16 protein-coding genes and 1 riboswitch are annotated in these 16,766 nt (G+C 58.5%); of the genes, 11 read left to right on the forward strand and 5 right to left on the reverse strand.

The window, feature by feature from the left end; genetic code table 11:
- Positions 1-67: 67 nt before the first annotated feature.
- Complete coding sequence (gene purD, locus GOW60_RS05360; RefSeq protein ID WP_171228502.1) at positions 68-1,336, forward strand: phosphoribosylamine--glycine ligase; 1,269 nt, start codon at positions 68-70, stop codon at positions 1,334-1,336.
- A 134-nt stretch (positions 1,337-1,470) separates the two neighbouring features.
- Here the strand turns inward: purD and GOW60_RS05365 are convergent, their stop codons facing one another.
- Both GOW60_RS05365 and GOW60_RS05370 read right to left on the reverse strand, forming a co-directional pair.
- Positions 1,471-2,214, reverse strand: coding sequence for a VCBS repeat-containing protein (locus GOW60_RS05365; protein WP_254443848.1), 744 nt, complete (start codon positions 2,212-2,214; stop codon positions 1,471-1,473).
- Entirely contained in the window at positions 2,214-2,537 is a 324-nt protein-coding gene (locus tag GOW60_RS05370; RefSeq protein ID WP_152457603.1) for a 2Fe-2S iron-sulfur cluster-binding protein, read from the reverse strand. Before GOW60_RS05370 ends, GOW60_RS05365 begins: the two co-directional genes overlap by 1 nt.
- Positions 2,538-2,664: 127 nt before the next feature.
- Here GOW60_RS05370 and GOW60_RS05375 point away from each other — a divergent pair, with 127 nt between their 5' ends.
- Positions 2,665-3,057, forward strand: coding sequence for an OB-fold nucleic acid binding domain-containing protein (locus tag GOW60_RS05375; protein WP_152459842.1), 393 nt, complete (start codon positions 2,665-2,667; stop codon positions 3,055-3,057).
- Between the two features lie 225 nt (positions 3,058-3,282).
- Positions 3,283-3,669, forward strand: a complete 387-nt coding sequence (locus GOW60_RS05380) for a hypothetical protein (RefSeq protein ID WP_171228503.1) — start codon at positions 3,283-3,285, stop codon at positions 3,667-3,669.
- 69 nt (positions 3,670-3,738) lie between these two features.
- On the opposite strand, the gene GOW60_RS05385 is transcribed toward GOW60_RS05380, so the two are convergent.
- The gene (locus GOW60_RS05385; protein ID WP_171228504.1) at positions 3,739-4,437 is read right to left on the reverse strand and encodes a glutathione S-transferase N-terminal domain-containing protein; all 699 of its coding nucleotides are present in this window, start codon (positions 4,435-4,437) and stop codon (positions 3,739-3,741) included.
- A 122-nt stretch (positions 4,438-4,559) separates the two neighbouring features.
- Positions 4,560-4,637, forward strand: a riboswitch (SAM riboswitch).
- A gap of 62 nt (positions 4,638-4,699) precedes the next feature.
- Between GOW60_RS05385 and metZ the strand changes: the two genes are divergently transcribed.
- The 5 genes from metZ (at position 4,700) to GOW60_RS05410 (ending at position 11,373) form a co-directional block, all read left to right on the forward strand.
- Positions 4,700-5,905: an O-succinylhomoserine sulfhydrylase gene (gene metZ, locus GOW60_RS05390; RefSeq protein ID WP_171228505.1), complete on the forward strand. Its 1,206-nt coding sequence runs from the start codon at positions 4,700-4,702 to the stop codon at positions 5,903-5,905.
- Positions 5,906-6,137: 232 nt separating this feature from the next.
- Positions 6,138-7,241: a GTP cyclohydrolase FolE2 gene (folE2, locus tag GOW60_RS05395; protein ID WP_171228506.1), complete on the forward strand. Its 1,104-nt coding sequence runs from the start codon at positions 6,138-6,140 to the stop codon at positions 7,239-7,241.
- 166 nt (positions 7,242-7,407) lie between these two features.
- The gene (locus GOW60_RS05400) at positions 7,408-8,298 is read left to right on the forward strand and encodes a hypothetical protein (protein WP_171228507.1); all 891 of its coding nucleotides are present in this window, start codon (positions 7,408-7,410) and stop codon (positions 8,296-8,298) included.
- A 52-nt stretch (positions 8,299-8,350) separates the two neighbouring features.
- Complete coding sequence (locus tag GOW60_RS05405; protein WP_171228508.1) at positions 8,351-9,799, forward strand: TrkH family potassium uptake protein; 1,449 nt, start codon at positions 8,351-8,353, stop codon at positions 9,797-9,799.
- Positions 9,799-11,373, forward strand: coding sequence for a thiamine pyrophosphate-binding protein (locus tag GOW60_RS05410; RefSeq protein WP_171228509.1), 1,575 nt, complete (start codon positions 9,799-9,801; stop codon positions 11,371-11,373). Before GOW60_RS05405 ends, GOW60_RS05410 begins: the two co-directional genes overlap by 1 nt.
- A 52-nt stretch (positions 11,374-11,425) precedes the next feature.
- Here the strand turns inward: GOW60_RS05410 and GOW60_RS05415 are convergent, their stop codons facing one another.
- Positions 11,426-13,165 (reverse strand): serine protease, encoded by a 1,740-nt coding sequence (locus GOW60_RS05415; RefSeq protein ID WP_171228510.1) that lies wholly within the window; start codon positions 13,163-13,165, stop codon positions 11,426-11,428.
- A gap of 206 nt (positions 13,166-13,371) precedes the next feature.
- Here GOW60_RS05415 and GOW60_RS05420 point away from each other — a divergent pair, with 206 nt between their 5' ends.
- Positions 13,372-14,301: a glycine--tRNA ligase subunit alpha gene (locus tag GOW60_RS05420; protein ID WP_152457612.1), complete on the forward strand. Its 930-nt coding sequence runs from the start codon at positions 13,372-13,374 to the stop codon at positions 14,299-14,301.
- A gap of 8 nt (positions 14,302-14,309) precedes the next feature.
- On the opposite strand, the gene GOW60_RS05425 is transcribed toward GOW60_RS05420, so the two are convergent.
- Positions 14,310-14,942, reverse strand: coding sequence for a MarC family protein (locus GOW60_RS05425; protein WP_171228511.1), 633 nt, complete (start codon positions 14,940-14,942; stop codon positions 14,310-14,312).
- 78 nt (positions 14,943-15,020) lie between these two features.
- Here GOW60_RS05425 and GOW60_RS05430 point away from each other — a divergent pair, with 78 nt between their 5' ends.
- Together GOW60_RS05430 and gltS are read left to right on the forward strand one after the other, a co-directional pair.
- Positions 15,021-15,542 (forward strand): DUF6446 family protein, encoded by a 522-nt coding sequence (locus GOW60_RS05430; RefSeq protein ID WP_152457614.1) that lies wholly within the window; start codon positions 15,021-15,023, stop codon positions 15,540-15,542.
- 8 nt (positions 15,543-15,550) lie between these two features.
- Positions 15,551-16,759, forward strand: coding sequence for a sodium/glutamate symporter (gene gltS, locus GOW60_RS05435; RefSeq protein WP_171119581.1), 1,209 nt, complete (start codon positions 15,551-15,553; stop codon positions 16,757-16,759).
- Positions 16,760-16,766 lie beyond the last annotated feature (7 nt).

A 16,766-nucleotide genomic window follows, 5' to 3' on the forward strand; every position in this document is an offset into this window, starting at 1 on the left:
CTTGTTTCAAATGCGCGCCCAGCTTAGAACGCCGCGCAGGCAAGGCCAAGCAGATCGGAGAGCTTTCATGAATATCCTCATTCTCGGCAGCGGAGGGCGCGAACACAGCCTGGCATGGGCAGTGCTGCAAAACCCCAAATGTGATCGCCTGATCGTTGCTCCGGGGAATGCCGGGATCGCGCAGATCGCTGACTGTGCCGCTCTGGATATTGAAAACGGCGGGGCTGTTGTCGGCTTTGCCGAAGAAAATGCGATTGATTTCGTGATCGTCGGGCCCGAGGCGCCTTTGGCGGCCGGAGTGGTTGATCGGTTGCGCGAAGCCGGAGTATTGGTTTTTGGGCCCTCAGCCGAGGCGGCGAAGCTGGAAGCGTCGAAAAGTTTCACCAAGGAAATCTGCGACGCGGCCAACGCCCCCACCGCAGCTTATGCCCGGTTTACCGAGGCCGAGGCTGCCAAAGCCTATATCCGCGAACAGGGCGCACCGATTGTGGTCAAGGCCGATGGTCTGGCCGCAGGCAAGGGCGTTATCGTTGCGATGGACGAAAAGACCGCACTGGACGCCATTGACGACATGTTCGGCGGTGCGTTTGGCGGTGCCGGTGCGGAAGTCGTCATTGAAGAATTCATGGATGGGGAAGAAGCCTCGCTGTTCGTTCTGTGTGATGGTGAGGACATTCTTTCTGTCGGGACGGCCCAAGATCACAAAAGGGTTGGCGAGGGCGATACCGGGCTGAACACGGGCGGGATGGGCGCGTATTCTCCGGCGCCGGTGTTGAGCGAAGAGGTGGAGGCGCGCGCGATGGAAGAGATCGTGCGCCCCACCATCGCCGAGATGAAGCGCCGGGGAACGCCGTTTCAAGGCGTTCTTTATGCAGGTTTGATGATCAAGGACGGGCAGCCAAGACTGGTCGAATACAACGTCCGCTTCGGTGATCCGGAATGTCAGGTGTTGATGATGAGGTTGGGCGCGCAGGCGATGGACCTGATGCACGCCGCTGCCGAAGGCAGGTTGGGTGAAATGCGGGTGAATTGGGCGGATGACCATGCCATCACGGTGGTAATGGCGGCCAATGGCTATCCGGGTGCTTACAAGAAAGGCACTGCGATCAAAGGGCTCGAAGGCCTGCCCGAAGACAGCCGGAACATGGTGTTCCACGCTGGTACAAAGAGTGTCGATGGGCAGGTGGTTGCATCGGGCGGGCGTGTGCTGAACATGACCGCCCGTGGGAGCACGCTGAAAGAGGCGCGCGACCGGGCCTATGAAATGGTTGAAGCTGTGGATTGGCCTGACGGGTTTTACCGGCGCGATATCGGATGGCGTGCCCTGGAAGGTTGACGGGGCAGGGCGGTTGACCCCTCGGCCTTGCGGTTTCCCGGCGCTGCGCGCTTTCGCGGTCGAAATCGTCCACTGGACGATTTCCTTTCAACCGCTCATCCCTCAGGATATTTTTGGCCAGATGAAGAGGCGGATCAGCAGTTCAGGGCTTGGGCTAGGCTTTTGCGGCCGTTGAACGGGCCCCGGTCGGATGTGATCCAGCCGTTGTCGTAGAAGACGCTTACGATCCGCGTCCAGTCGGCGCTGGCCACGATCAGTTCCGGGCGGTCGCCGCAGATGCGCAGGCCTCCGGAAATGAAATCTTCACCGATCCTGTGGTTGGTCAATCCGGGCAGAGCCGCGACTTCGCTCAGGGCGTTGTCTTTGTAGCGCCAGATGCGCAGGGTTTTGGCAAGGTGCGGACGATCGATATAGGCGATCTCGATATGTCCGTCGCCGTCCAGGTCGGCTGCCCCGATCGGGGCGAGCCAGCGAAATCGGGTGCCAATGTGGGGCGTGGCGGCGATTTTTTCTCCGGCGGCGTCGTAGATCGCAAGTTGAGCCCCTGATTTGTCGTGGGATTCAACGACAATTGCTTCGCGCGCGCCGTCCAGGTTGACGTCTGCCAAACGCGGAGCGAGGTCTTCGAACACGCGATCCTGCGGCAGTCGAACAGTTACGACAGTAGTTTCGGTCGTGAATTCCAGCGCGCCATATTCGATCGTGTCACCCAGAACGCCATGAGCGTAACGGGTGGTTGGTTCTGTGAAGCGGGCGTCGTTGATGGTTTCCGCCGCGTCAGCCGGTTGCAGCGAGAGCCAAAGTCCGAAAGATAGAAAAGCGCCGCGTGCCCGAGATTGCCAAAAGCGGCGGGGCAGGCGCGGCGCGTTGTTGTACATCAGATCTGTTTTTCAGGCATCTGAACGACCAGACCGTCCAGCGCGTCGGTGACCTTGATCTGGCAGGTCAGACGCGAGCGGGCCGGGTCGGGCTCATAGGCAAAGTCCAGCATGTCTTCTTCCATGTCATCCTTGGCCGGGATTTTCTCGACCCAGTCGGGGTGGACGTAGACATGGCAGGTCGAGCAGGCGCAGGCGCCGCCGCAATCGGCCTCGATGCCGGGAATGTTGTTGTCACGGGCCCCTTCCATGACGGTCAGTCCGTTGGCGACCTCGACTGTGTGTTCGGTACCGCCGTGCTCGACATAGGTGATCTTTGCCATTGCGTGCGTCTTCCTTTTGCGATGTTCGATTTCTTCCTTAGTGAAGGCATTTAGGTCTTTCCAGCCTCATTTGCGACTCAGCGCGCCGTGTCTGGACTTTCTTGATGTTTGTTCTATTTTTGTTCTTATGCTTGTTACACCCATTCGCCCTGTGGTTTCAAACCGGGATTGGCCGCGCCCGCCGTCCTGTCTGCCTTCCAGCCAACTGGATTCCCCGCCCGAGGGCGCGCGCGTGGCTGTGGCCGGGCTTGTGATCCTGCGGCAGAGGCCGGGGACGGCCAAGGGCGTGATCTTTCTGACGCTTGAAGATGAGACCGGGATCGTGAATGTGGTGGTCTGGCGCAAAATCTACGAACGGTTCCGTCGTGCGGTGATTTCGGGGCGGTTGCTGAAGGTGACGGGCCGGATGCAGCGGGCGCATTCAGTGACCCATGTGATTGCGGAAGAAATCGAGGATATTTCGGGGATGCTGGATATGCTGGTTCAGGGCGCAGGGGCGGCCTGCCGTGACGGACAATAGCGAGCGGCTGTCTTGCCGCCTTGCGCACAGCAAGACCTGTGCGCCGATGAATGTCGGTAAGTTCTCGCATATCACGCTGGGTCAAAGGCGCTTTTCCGCCAATTCGGCATTGGTCGGTCGACTCTTTGATGTCGTGTTAGTACTGCGGGCATCTCTATGCGTCGGCCTGTGTCTGAACGCAGGCGCGACGGCACGCTACTCAACATCTTCTCAGAGTCAGTTCAGATGCCCGAAGTAACACGAAATGGATCGTTCGAAAAAACCATCCAGCTGGATGAGAGCCAGATTGCCGGTCGCCTTGGCGAACTGTTGGAGCATACGCGTTCAAAAGGATACGTGCATACCGCCAGAATGATCGAGGAAGCATTGAGTGCCCACTCTTTCGAGCGCAGACACCTTGGGAACACCCAAAAATACCTCTCGGAATTGCAGCGTCTAAAGCGCAAAGAGATGACACGCTTGGTGCGGGAAACGGATGGGAAGAAGCAAGCGGCTTTTGTCCTGACGCCCCGGATGCGCGTTGACCACAGAAATCCTGCCGCGCTGCGCAGTGGTGCTTGGAGGAACACCCCGATGCCTTTCCCGGCGGAACCCGAATTCAAGTTTCGCTAGCCGAACCAGCCGTGGCCAGGGCGGACAGGGCTGATGATCCGCATCAATCCAAACGGGTTTTCAACGCAGTCATCGTTTGAACAAGACCTCCTGCGCCTGTTTGTCACGATTGTCTCCTCGTAGCTCTGCGTGCAGAGCGCGTCCGGCCTGAACACCGGGGCGGGCGCCGACGGTCTTCAGCCAGCGCGCAAAGTGGGGTTTGTCCTCCAGCACTTGCTGCTGCCCTTCCCACAGGCTGGCCCAGCCCCAGATCGACATGTCTGCTATCGAATAGAAGTGTCCGGCAACGTATTCGTTCTCGGCCAGCCGTCTGTCGAGCACCCCGTACAGACGACCGACCTCGGCCCGGTAACGATCTTTGGCATAGGGCAGGTCCTGTGGCGGGTTCAGTTGCGGGGCGTATTTCAGGAAGTGATGCGCCTGACCGGCCATCGGCCCAAGGCCGCCCATCTGCCACATCAGCCATTCTTCGACGGCGATCCGATCACGCTCGGTCTTGCCATAGAACCGCCCGGTCTTGCGGGCCAGATACATCAGAATTGCCCCGCTTTCAAAAACCGAGATCGGTGCACCATCCGGCCCGTCAGGGTCCACGATTGCGGGCATCCGGTTGTTCGGGGCGATCTTCAGGAACTGCGGGTCGAACTGATCGCCCTTTCCGATATTGACCAGATGCGTGGTGTAGGGCAGCTCCATCTCTTCCAGGGCGATGGACACTTTCCAGCCGTTCGGTGTGGGCCAGAAGTACAGATCAATCGGGTCGGCCATGTGTTCTCCTGATGTTGAAGGGATCATGCGGGTTTCTGCCGGTTCGGCAAGGGCCGCTTACGAAAGCGTGACCGAAACGCAGGCCGGGCTTGACCGCAAACCGCCCGAGGCGTATTGCGATCCTGAAGCTTCGTGGCGATTTGTTACCGGATTGCGGGCCACGCTAAACAACACCGCTAAAAGGTCAGGATGAAAGACCCCTTTCGCTTGGCCGCGTCTGGGGTTTTTTGTTTGCCTCCGCCGGAGGCTGAAAGGGAATGAGATGAGCGAGAACTGGAACAAACGCACCCAAGCCGTCCATGGCGGTGTCCGCCGCAGTCAGTACAACGAGGTGAGCGAGGCGATTTTCCTGACGCAGGGCTTTGTGTACGAAACTGCCGAACAGGCCGAAGCCCGGTTTCTGGAATGCGGCCCTGATGAGTTCATCTATGCCCGCTATGGCAACCCGACGGTCTCGATGTTCGAACAGCGCATCGCGGCACTTGAAGGTGGCGAGGATGGGTTTGCGACGGCTTCGGGCATGGCGGCGGTGAACGGTGCGCTGACCTCGATGCTGAAGGCCGGGGACCATGTTGTTTCAGCAAAGGCACTGTTCGGATCCTGCCTGTACATTCTGGAAAACATCCTGACCCGTTTTGGCGTCGAGGTGACCTTTGTGGATGGCACCGATCTGGAGCAATGGCAGGCAGCGATCCGCCCGGACACCACGGCGGTCTTCTTCGAGTCGATGTCGAACCCGACTCTTGAAGTGATCGACATCGCATCTGTGTCCAAGTTGGCCCATGCCGTCGGGGCGATTGTGGTGGTGGACAACGTGTTTTCGACGCCCGTCTTTTCGCGCGCGATAGAACAGGGCGCGGATGTGGTCGTTTATTCGGCGACCAAGCATATTGACGGACAGGGCCGTGCGCTGGGCGGCGTCATCATCGGCACCAGGGATTTCATCCGCGGAACCGTCGAGCCGTATCTGAAGCATACCGGCGGCGCGCTCAGCCCGTTCAATGCCTGGGTCATGCTCAAAGGTCTGGAAACCATGGCGCTGCGCGTCAATGCGCAGGCCGACAGTGCACAACGGATCGCCGAGGCGCTGGAAGGGCACCCGGCGCTGTCGCGCACCCTTTACCCCGGTTTGAAGACCCACGCGCAAAATGCTCTGGTTCAATCGCAACTTGGTGGAAAAGGCGGGACCGTGTTGTCCCTGGATATCAAGGGCGGCAAGGACGCGGCTTTTGCTTTCCTGAATGCGCTGACCATTCCTGTGATCTCGAACAATCTGGGCGATGCCAAGTCGATCGCAACGCACCCGGCGACCACTACGCACCAGCGTCTGAGCGATGCTCAGAAAGACGAACTGGGCATTACGCCGGGCCTGATCCGTTTTTCCGTTGGCCTGGAAGACGCCGGAGACCTGCTGGCAGACATCCAGCAGGCATTGGAGGCTTCGCAGAAGCAAACAGCAGCACAGTGAAAAGCCTCTTACCACTAGGGGTCGTCGCGTTGTCTGTGAACGGGGCGTCTTTTCGGGTGGTGTTCGCGGTTGAAGCCTGGCCTTTGTGTCTGCGAAAGGCGTATTCCGTTGCAGAATGACGGTTTTGCGCCGGTTTTTTCAATCCGGACTGCTATTGCCTGCGTATTGGGTTAAACTGGTAAATCACCTGCAGTCGTATATATTTCTACGACCAATCGAGGAACCGCAGCCGATGAACATCCACCCGCGCGACATTGATGAGACCCCGGATCAGGAAAAAGCCGCCGAGGCCCTGAAAGTTCTGCGGCAATGGGCGGAATCTGCGACGGCATCCGAGATCAGCCAACTGGATCCGGCTATTGCACGGCTGGTGCCCGGCCTGACGCAGGTGAACTATCCTTCGCTTTCGCGCGAGTACCCGGAGGGTTTCTCGGTTGACACGGATTACCGAGCGTCGTTGCCCGACTTGCAAAACGGCCCGTCCAGCTTGATACGCGGTGCCAAGCAGCAGATCCAGCATGTTGGCATCTCGAACTTTCGCCTGCCGATCCGTTTCCATCGGAAAGATGGGGAAGACCTGACGCTTGAGACATCTGTTACGGGCACCGTCAGCCTTGAGGCCGAGAAAAAGGGCATCAATATGTCCCGGATCATGCGGTCTTTTTACAAACATGCCGAGCGTACATTCAGCTTCGAAGTCATGCAGGCGGCGCTTGACGACTACATGACCGATCTGGACAGCTTCGACGCTCGTATCCAAATGCGGTTTTCTTACCCCGACAAGGTCAAGAGCCTGAGATCAGGTCTGGAAGGATATCAATATTACGACATCGCTCTGGAACTGGTGGAGTCGGGCGGTGTGCGCCAGAAGATCATGCATCTAGACTATGTCTATTCTTCGACCTGCCCGTGCTCTCTGGAGTTGAGCGAACATGCCCGTGTCATGCGGGGACAATTGGCAACACCGCATTCGCAACGATCTGTCGCGCGGATTTCCGTGGTCGTGGATTGCGATGCCGATTGTCTTTGGTTCGAAGACCTGATCGAGTTGTGCCGACGCGCGGTGCCGACCGAAACTCAGGTCATGGTCAAACGTGAAGACGAACAGGCTTTTGCCGAGTTGAACGCAGCCAATCCGATTTTTGTCGAAGATGCGGCGCGCTTGTTCTGCGCCGAATTGCTGGCAGATCATCATGTTGGTGATTTCCGGATAATAGCCAGCCATCAGGAAAGCCTGCATAGCCACGACGCTGTGTCGATTCTGACCGAAGGCCCAACCTTTGCGGCATCCAGCTTGGATCCAAGACTGTTCAACACTTTGTTTCACGTTGGGTGAATACCGCTGTGTAAGCGATTAGGATTTAATCAGAGATTGCGGCGGTAGGCGTTCTTTTGCCGCAATGCAGCAAAAATGCTGCATTTGCGCAGTCATTTGTTATATATCTATCGTGAATGCAGCAGCTGGATGCTTGCCATTTGATTGGCTGGCCGCCCCGAAAAGGATGCCGAGACGTGAGACGCCTTGGACTGCAAGACCGCGACCACCGTTCGAGAAATCGAAGAGGGCAAGGCGTTTTATCCATCACATTTGGGCTGCATCGTTATTACAGGAGAAGCATGTAATGAATCCGATAACCCAACCGCTGGAGTTTCAAGCTGCGGCAATTCGCATGGCTGGTTACGCAATGGTCAACCAGATGAAGATCATGCAGATCGTAGCCCGTTCAGCGTTCGAATTGCCGATGGCTCCTGTGCAAGCGTTGCACGTGGCTGCGGCGTCCCCGGAAAAGCCGGTGGAAAAGACGACAATCAAGGCAAAAGCCACTGCGCCGCGTGTGCAAAAACCTGCCGTCAAAAAGACTGCAGCAGTGAAAAAAACCGTAACGAAGGTCACCGCCGGCAAACCTGAGCTCAAACCTGCGGAGTTTTCCGCGAAGCCGCGCGCCGCCGTCACGCCAAAGGCTGAACCTGCGGCGATAGCAAAGCCCGCACCAAGACCAGCACCCAAATCGGCGCCGCAGCCAAAAACAGAACCGAAACCGGCCGCAGCTGTTGCAAAAAACGCCAAACCGGCTGCGCGGAACGCGACTGCAACCACGTCTTCCTCAGGCGCGTCGGCCCCAGCAAAAAAACCTCGTACCAGACCGGCGGCTTCTGCGACCAAGGCACCTGCTGCGCGTGCCAAAGCCGCTAAGCCTATCGAACAAACCGTTTCGACCCCAGCAAAAACCGCGCCCCTTGCGCCCAAAGCAGAACGTCAGAAGCCGGCGCCCGCTGCTGCGCGGTCAAAACCTGCGGCATCTGCAGAACAATCAAAACCGCAGGCGCGCAAAACGCGACCGCCGTCAAAACCGCCCGCAATGCCGGGGGCAGATACCAAAACAGACACGTAAACCGGGATCATCTGCTTGACACGGTCGGGCTGGCGCGCCAACGCTGCGCGTTATGATGGATCTTCGCCCGGTCGGATATGTGATTGGCTTGCTGGTCGCCATTCTTGGGGCGACCATGCTGTTTCCTATGCTCGCGGACATTATCGAAGGTCGCGGCGAATGGAATGTGTTCCTGGAAAGCGCGATAATCACAATGCTGACCGGATCCGTCCTGGCGATGAGCTGCTCGAACGGCGTGGGCGAAGGGCTGACCATCCGGCAGACCTTTTTGCTGACAACCGGCGTGTGGGTCGCGCTGCCGGTGTTTGGTGCAATCCCGTTTCTGTTCGGTGAAACCGAGCTGCGCTTTGTCGATGCCTATTTCGAGGCGATGTCAGGCCTCACGACGACCGGTTCGACCGTGATATCAGGGTTGGACACGCTGCCAAAGGGCCTTTTGTTGTGGCGCGGTATCCTGCAATGGCTGGGGGGCATCGGTATCATCGTCGTCGCGATGGTATTCCTGCCCGAATTGCGGGTTGGTGGCATGCAAATCTTCCGCTCGGAAGGGTTTGAGACCATGGGGAAAATCCTGCCCCGCGCGCAGGAGATCGCGGGGCAGATTTCCCTGATCTACGTCTTCCTGACACTTGTATGCGTGCTGGTCTATGCCGCATTTGGGATGAGTTTTTTTGATGCGTTGGTGCATGCTTTCACGACAGTGTCCACGGGCGGTTTTTCGAACTATGATGCCTCGTTTGGAACATTTTCGGGCCCGGCCGAATATGCAGCATCCGTCTTCATGATTTTGGCGGCTTTACCCTTTGTGCGCTATGTCCAATTGGCCAATGGTCATACGGCGTCCCTATGGAAAGACAGTCAAATCCGGGCATTTCTAGCGACCATTCTGGTTCTGGTTGTCATCATGTCAGTCTTTCTGACCTCGGTCTTTCCGCATCATTGGGAACAGGCGTTCCGCGAGTCACTGTTCAACATCACCTCGATCATCTCGGGGACAGGATATGCCAGTGTCGATTACATGGGGTGGGGCAGCTTTCCGATCATGTTGTTTTTCCTGATCGGGTTGATCGGTGGATGCGCGGGGTCGACTGCCTGCTCGATCAAGGTTTTTCGCTATCAGTTGCTGTTCGCCTCAATCAAAAGCCAGATCAAACGGATCCGGTCCCCGCATGGCGTGTTCATGCCGCTCTATGATGGAAGGCCAGTCGGACGGGACGTTCTGACATCGGTGATGAGCTTTTTCATGTTTTTCGTTTTGTCGATGGGGGTGTTGTCCTGGGCGTTGGCGCTGACAGGTCTGGATTTCATCACGTCCGTCTCCGGGGCCGCGACAGCGCTGGCCAACGTCGGCCCGGGTCTTGGCGCTCAGATCGGACCGGCGGGCAATTTTGCCGGTCTCAACGATACGGCCAAATGGCTGCTGACAACTGGAATGCTGGTCGGGCGGCTCGAGCTTTTAGCGGTATACGCGATCTTCACCGTTCAATTCTGGAGAGGCTGATGAAAAGACCCCTTGGCGCGCAAATCTCGCATATGCTCAAGGATCGTGGCGTGGATGTGATTTTCGGTATACCGGGCGTCCACAACCAGGAAATGTATCGTGGTATCGAAGAGGCCGGCATCACGCATGTTCTGGCCCGGCACGAGCAGGGGGCCGGATTCATGGCTGACGGTTACGCGCGCGCGACCGGCCGCCCCGGCGTCGCCTATGTGATCACCGGCCCCGGTTTGTGCAACATCATGACCCCGATCGGACAGGCCTACAGCGACTCGGTTCCGATGCTGATTCTGTCCTCCTGTCTGGATGAAACGCAGGCTGTCCGGGGTCAGTTGCACCAGATGAAGGATCAACGTGCCGCCGCCGATACGGTTGCGGATTGGTCTGTAAAGGCCAACTCTGCCGAAGCTGCCTATGGGCTGATAGAGCGGGCGTTTGAAGAATTCGAGCTTTCGCGCCCGCGCCCCAAGCACATTCAGGTGCCCATCGCGCAGTTGCAGGCCGAGGCCGACCCCGCGCCGTTCCCCAACCAGCCCGCGCTGCGCACCAAAGCCTTGCCGCCTGACGTGTCATCGGTCGTGTCCATGTTGAACCTGGCCCGCAGACCGCTGTTCATCCTGGGCGGCGGATGCAGGTCGAATGATTGGCGGCAGATTTTGACACAGCTGGGGGCGGCCTGTTTTACCACCTATGCCGGGCGCGGGCTGCCGGGCGCAAATTATCCGCTGGATTTCGGGTCCATGTTGCCGCGTCCCGGCAGTGCCGAGGTAATCGCCTCGGCGGATCTGGTGATCGCTGTCGGGGCCGAGCTGGGCGAGGTCGATTTGTGGCGGCAGGATTTGGGGCACAAGGCGACCTTGATACGCGTTGATCTCGACCCCGAGGTTCTTGCGGATCGCCACCGCGCCGCCATCAAGCTGCAAGTCGACAGCCAGAGCTTTGCCCGCGCCTTGTGGCACGTAACTCAGGACATGAAACCAGCAACAGGCTGGTCGCCCGAGGAAGTCGCCGAGATGCGCGCCCGCTGGCGTGCCGAGGTGGATGCCGAGCGGCCCGGAATCGTACCGATCGCAGATGCCCTGCGCGCGGCCATGCCGGCCGATACGATGATCTATTCGGACATGACCCAATTTGCTTATGTTTCAAAAGAGGTCTGGGACATGGCCTACCCCCATCATTGGCACCACCCGACGGGGTTTGGCACTCTTGGCTACGGGTTGCCCGCCGGTATCGGCGGGGCGGTTGCCCGACGCGGCAAACCCACGGCGGTTATCGCGGGGGATTACGGGTTCCATTACACGATGCAGGAACTGGGCGTGGCGGTTGAGTTGGGATTGTCGCTTCCGATCATTCTATGGGACAACGGCAAACTGAAGGAAATCGAGGACAGTATGGTGCGCAGCCAGATCGCGCCCAACGCGGTCATGGCGCATAATCCCGATTTCTGCAAACTTGCCGAAGCCTTTGGTGCGCGCTCCTCGGCGCCTTCGAATGTGGCAGAGATGCAAAGTGCAGTAAGGGCCGCATTCGATGCGCCTGTGCCGACCTTGATCCACGTGACACCTGATATTCTGTAACGAAAAAGCGCCGCACTTTCATGCGGCGCTTTTTTGCTGAGGTGCTGTCTGATCAATCCCAGCAGTGAACCAGAACCGTCATGCCGGTTGCGCGCCGGTTCAACTCATTGGGCGATATTTGTATGGTTTCTTCGCTCGATTGACCGGACACTCCGGCCTCTGCAAGAATTTCGGTCAACCGATCAACGGTGGCCGCAAGGCTGACCGAAGCGGGCAGGGTGCGCCCTTCGGACGGTATGGGCAACAACATTCCGACGACGTTGCCGCTGTCGTTGAAGACCGGGCCGCCTGCATCACCGGGTTGGGCGTTCAGCGCCAGACGCTTGACGCCGGTCTCACCGCTCAGCCCACGTATGTCCGCGACCTGCCCGTAGGTCAGGGTGGGGCCACCCAATGCGCCCTGATAGGAAAAGCCGGACACGGCCACTTCCGACTTGATGCGCGGCTTGGTGGCACTGAACGCGGCGACGCTCATGGGGGCGAGCGTTTTTGCAGGGCGCAGGACCGCCACGCCAAGTTCAGGGTCAGTCAGGGCCAGTTGAACCTCTTGATCACCATCCAGAGTGATCCGCGTGCAGCTCTCCGCGGCCTCGGAAACCGTCAGTACTGTCCCGTTCTCATCCGCGAAGAAACCAGAGCGCGTCAGCCGAGGCTTGCGGACCTGAAGGCCCGACACCAGATCGATGCGCTGTTCTGCGGATGCACCGGCGGCGGCATCCAGAACCGCATCCTTCGTGCGGAAGCTGGATGTCATCGCTGACAGAACTCGCAGGCGACGTGCCTCGTCTCCTTCGGGCCAGACAAGGGTGAAGCCCTTGATTTGTCCATCGGCCAATTGCGCTTGCGTAAAGGACACTTTGCCGTTGCCGCGTCCTTCAAGGGTAAACCGGTCGCGGCCCAGTTCACGAGGGCCATTCAGTGGAACGATCTCAAGCGATTGCATCACCTCGTAAAGCGCGCGGAGCGTGTTCTTGTCCCCCTCTTGGCTGATCAGCAGCGCCTTGGCGTTCAGGTCAGAGCTGCTTTTGAAATGTGCGAAGGGCGCCTCATAGCGATCAAGGATGACAGCGCCCAGAGGCATGTCGAGCACGATCCCGGCCTTGTCGTCGGAATACCGCTCCATTCCGACAGAGATCAGCGGCGCGTTGTAGTCATCCATCAGGGCCTTGCGCTGCAACGTGGTCAGAACGCCCGTGGCGTCAAACCCGTTATAGCGCTGCCAATCGCTCATCGATCGGCGGGTGCCTTGCCCGAACGCACCATCAATGGTCGAGTTGTAAAACCCCGCCGCGCGCAGAGCCGTTTGCAGATCCTTGCGTTTCTGCGCGGTCAACAGACGTTCGGACTGAAGCGCCTGCGCACGGGTTTCATCCGAATCCTGTGGTGTGTCGACTGCCGGAGCCTCTTCCGGTTGTGCCGCTTGTTCAATTGGTGCCGCGACGGCGCCACGGTTCAGCACGTTTGCCCCGATGGGCCAGAACTGTTGCCCCATCGCGCTGGAAAACGCGATGTAACTGTCGCGCGGGATCTGGCCTTCGGCCCGATAGACGCGCAGCACCTGTTCGGCGTCGGTCCGCGCATAGGGGCCGATCACGATCGCGTACCAGCCGCTGTTCAGGCGAAACCCGTTCACATCCGGCAAAGCACCGGCATAGGCCTGTGCCCGTTCCTGCGCTTCGCGCAGTGATGGCTGGGCCTCGACCTGGACCCAGACGCCGGGATCTTGTTGTGCGGTTGCGGCGCGCAGGCCGACCAGAAGAAACAATAGGATTGCTGAAAATACGCGTGTCATAGTCTGCCCGTCTTATGCAGTGTTCGTGCTTTGGCGCAGAATACGCGAATTCATTTGCGAAAAGCCATGCCGCGAATGCGGGGAATTTACGGTGTGGCCCTGCAGATACAGGCTTGGCCCCAAGCCCCGTTGACGCCCCTTTGCCCCTTGCATAGGAAGGGCAAAACCGACCGGAACCGGGCGCAAAGGCGCCCAGAGGGAATGCCATGACCGAACCGACCAGCGCACCGCGTTCATTTCAGGAGATCATCCTGCGGCTTCAGACCTATTGGGCGTCTAAAGGCTGTGCCATTCTACAGCCCTATGACATGGAAGTCGGGGCCGGAACGTTCCATCCCGCGACCACCCTGCGCGCGCTTGGCTCGAAAGCTTGGGCTGCGGCTTACGTTCAACCGTCACGCCGCCCGACGGATGGGCGTTATGGCGAGAACCCGAACCGGTTGCAGCACTATTATCAGTACCAGGTGCTGATCAAACCCAGCCCACCGGATTTGCAGGAGCTGTATCTGGGGAGCCTCGAGGCGATCGGCATCGACATGGATCTGCACGACATCCGTTTTGTCGAAGATGACTGGGAAAGCCCGACGCTCGGCGCTTGGGGTCTGGGTTGGGAAGTCTGGTGTGACGGAATGGAAGTTAGCCAGTTCACCTATTTCCAACAGGTTGGCGGCCATGACTGCGCGCCGGTATCAGGCGAACTGACCTATGGGCTTGAGCGTCTGGCCATGTATGTGCTGGGCATCGATCACGTGATGGACATGCCGTTCAATGACCCCCAGTCGCCCAGTCCTTTGACTTACGGCGATATCTTCAAGCAGACCGAAGAGGAGTACGCACGTTGGAACTTTGACGTGGCAAACACCGAGGTTCTTCTGCGCCACTTCGAAGAGGCCGAGGCCGAGTGCGCCGCCATTCTGAGCCAAGAGCATGTGGACCCGAAGACGGGCAAACGCATCATCATGGCGCACCCGGCCTATGATCAATGCATCAAGGCCAGTCACATCTTCAACCTGTTGGACGCGCGTGGCGTGATCTCGGTGACCGAACGGCAGGCCTATATCGGGCGCGTCCGTGCGTTGGCCAAACAATGTGCGGATGCGTTCGTGCAGACCGAGGCCGCCGGGTTTCAGGCCTGATGAGGCAATCAGGCCAGCCCGGGCAAAAGCGCCTTGAGCCCGTCTGCGATCATGCTGACGGCAATGGCGGCAAGGATCATACCCATGAAGCGGCTCATGATCACGCGCGCGTTGCTGGACAGGCGTTCAGCCAGCCAGGCGGCGTTCCAGAACGTGATCAGAAGCAGACCGACCACGACAAGAAATACTCCCATAAAAACAAAGGCCTCGACCGTGGTTTTAACCTGATGTGCGTACAGGATCAGAGTGGTTATTGTGCCGGGGCCCACAAGAATGGGAAAGGCCAGCGGGTAAAAGGCCACCGTATCGGTTTCGGGGTAAGCTTCCTTCTCTCCTTTTGTTCCGTGATGAGAGGTGCTTTCGTTTCCGTTCAGCATGTTGAGGCCGATCATCATGACGACCAGGCCACCGGCGACCCGCAGGTGATTGACGCTGATGCCAAAAAGGCCAAGCGCCTGACTTCCGACCAGCGCAAAGGCACCGCCAAGGATCAGGCAATAGATCACCGTCTTCACCGCAATCTTGCGCTGGTCGGCGGCAGGCAGATCCTGAGTGACGCTCAGAAACACCGGCAGGTTGGAAACCGGGTTCATGATGGCAAACAATGCGCCGAAAAAACCGACAGCAAGCGTGGAATCCATGGTGTTGACCTCATTGATGCCTGTACCCGGATGAAACCTGTCCTATTTTACAAGAACTTGAAAGAGGCAGCCTGAAACATGACGGGAAAACTGCTGGCAATTGTGCTGTTGTTGTCGGCCTTGGTGGCCGGGGCCGGAATGTATTATTTGCAGATTTACGGTTTCTACTACGAGGTCGAACCGCAACCCGGCCAGGACGTGGTCCTGATGACGGACCAAAGCGATGCGCCTGTCCCGATCCCCTATTCAGACTTTCAGGCGATCGATGCGGACAGTTCTCCGATCCGCTACCGCGGCTGTTTTGAAACGGATCTGAAACCGGATCAGATGGCCGGGTTCATTGCTGTCGAAAACCCCGAACCCTTGACCGCGCCGGGCTGGTTTGACTGTTACGATGCCGTGTCGCTGGGCGATGCGCTGAAATCGGGGCAGGCGCAGGCGTTTTTGAGCGAAAAGAACATCCATTTTGGCGTTGACCGGATCGTGGCGATTACCAGGGATGGCAAGGGATATGTCTGGCACGCGTTGAACAACTGCGGTGAAAAAGCCTATGACGGTACGGTGGTGGGTGAGGAGTGTCCGAAACGCCCTGAAAACTGAGGAAAACCATGGCTGACGCCGTTTTGATCCCGGACTTCATTACTGCAACTCTGGGGTTTGCGGTGTATTTGTTGGGTGCCCGGATCAACGGCAAAGTCGCAGTTCTGAGGCAGTTCAATATTCCTGAACCGGTCACGGGCGGCCTTTTGGCTTCGCTCGTGGTTTTGCTTCTGTATCTCTTTGCCAATGTTGAGCTGTCATTCGAGTTGCAGACCCGGGACGCTCTGCTGGTTCTGTTCTTTGCCGGGATCGGACTGAACGCGCGGCTTTCTGACTTGATTGCCGGTGGTAAGCCTTTGTTGATCCTCCTGATTTTGACGCTTGTCACGATTGTTGCGCAGAACGTTATCGGCGCGGCAGGGGCTTCCTTGTTTGGCTATCCGGCGCAAGCAGGCGTTCTGTTCGGTTCGGCCGCTTTGATTGGTGGACACGGAACCGCAATCGCATGGGCACCCGAAGTTGCCAGCGCAACGGGTCTGGACGGTGCAACCGAACTTGGCGTTGCCGTGGCGACGCTCGGACTGGTGCTTGCTGCGCTGGTGGGTGGCCCCATCGCCCGTCTTCTGGTGGAAACACGAGGCCTGTCGCCGGACCGACCTGACGAAGAACATACGGTCGGATTGCCGGAAGAAACGACCGCAGCCACCGAAATTGACCATGTGACCATCATGCGCGTGCTGCTGCATCTGAACCTTGCGATTATTCTGGGCTATGCGCTGGGCGAGGCGATTTCGGCTGCGGGGCTGAAACTGCCGCTGTTTGTTCCTTGTCTGATCATGGGCATCGTGATCTCGAATGTCCGTGCGGCCATCGCTCCGTCCGCGCCGCCGGTTGCACGGACACCGTCGCTGGCATTGCTGTCTGAATTTGCGCTTGGGGCCTTTCTGGCAATGTCACTGATGAGCTTGCAGTTGTGGACCATCGCGGAACTGGGTGTGGCGATTGCCGTGATCATGACGGCGCAAACGGTGTTTACGGTCGTCTTCGTGATTTGGGTACTGTTTCCCCTGATGGGCTCGAATTATCGCGGAGCGGTGCTGGCAGCGGGCTTCGGAGGCTTTGCCCTGGGCGCCACACCCACGGCGATTGCAAATATGACGGCAGTAACCAAGCGATATGGGCCGTCGCCTATTGCCTTTATCGTGCTGCCCCTTGTATCCGCCTTCTTTGTGGATATCGCCAATGCCATCGTCATTCAGACGATTGTGAACTTCTAAGGACCGA

Origin of the sequence: Ruegeria sp. HKCCA4008, assembly GCF_013033125.1 — a bacterium.
Classification (GTDB): domain Bacteria; phylum Pseudomonadota; class Alphaproteobacteria; order Rhodobacterales; family Rhodobacteraceae; genus Ruegeria.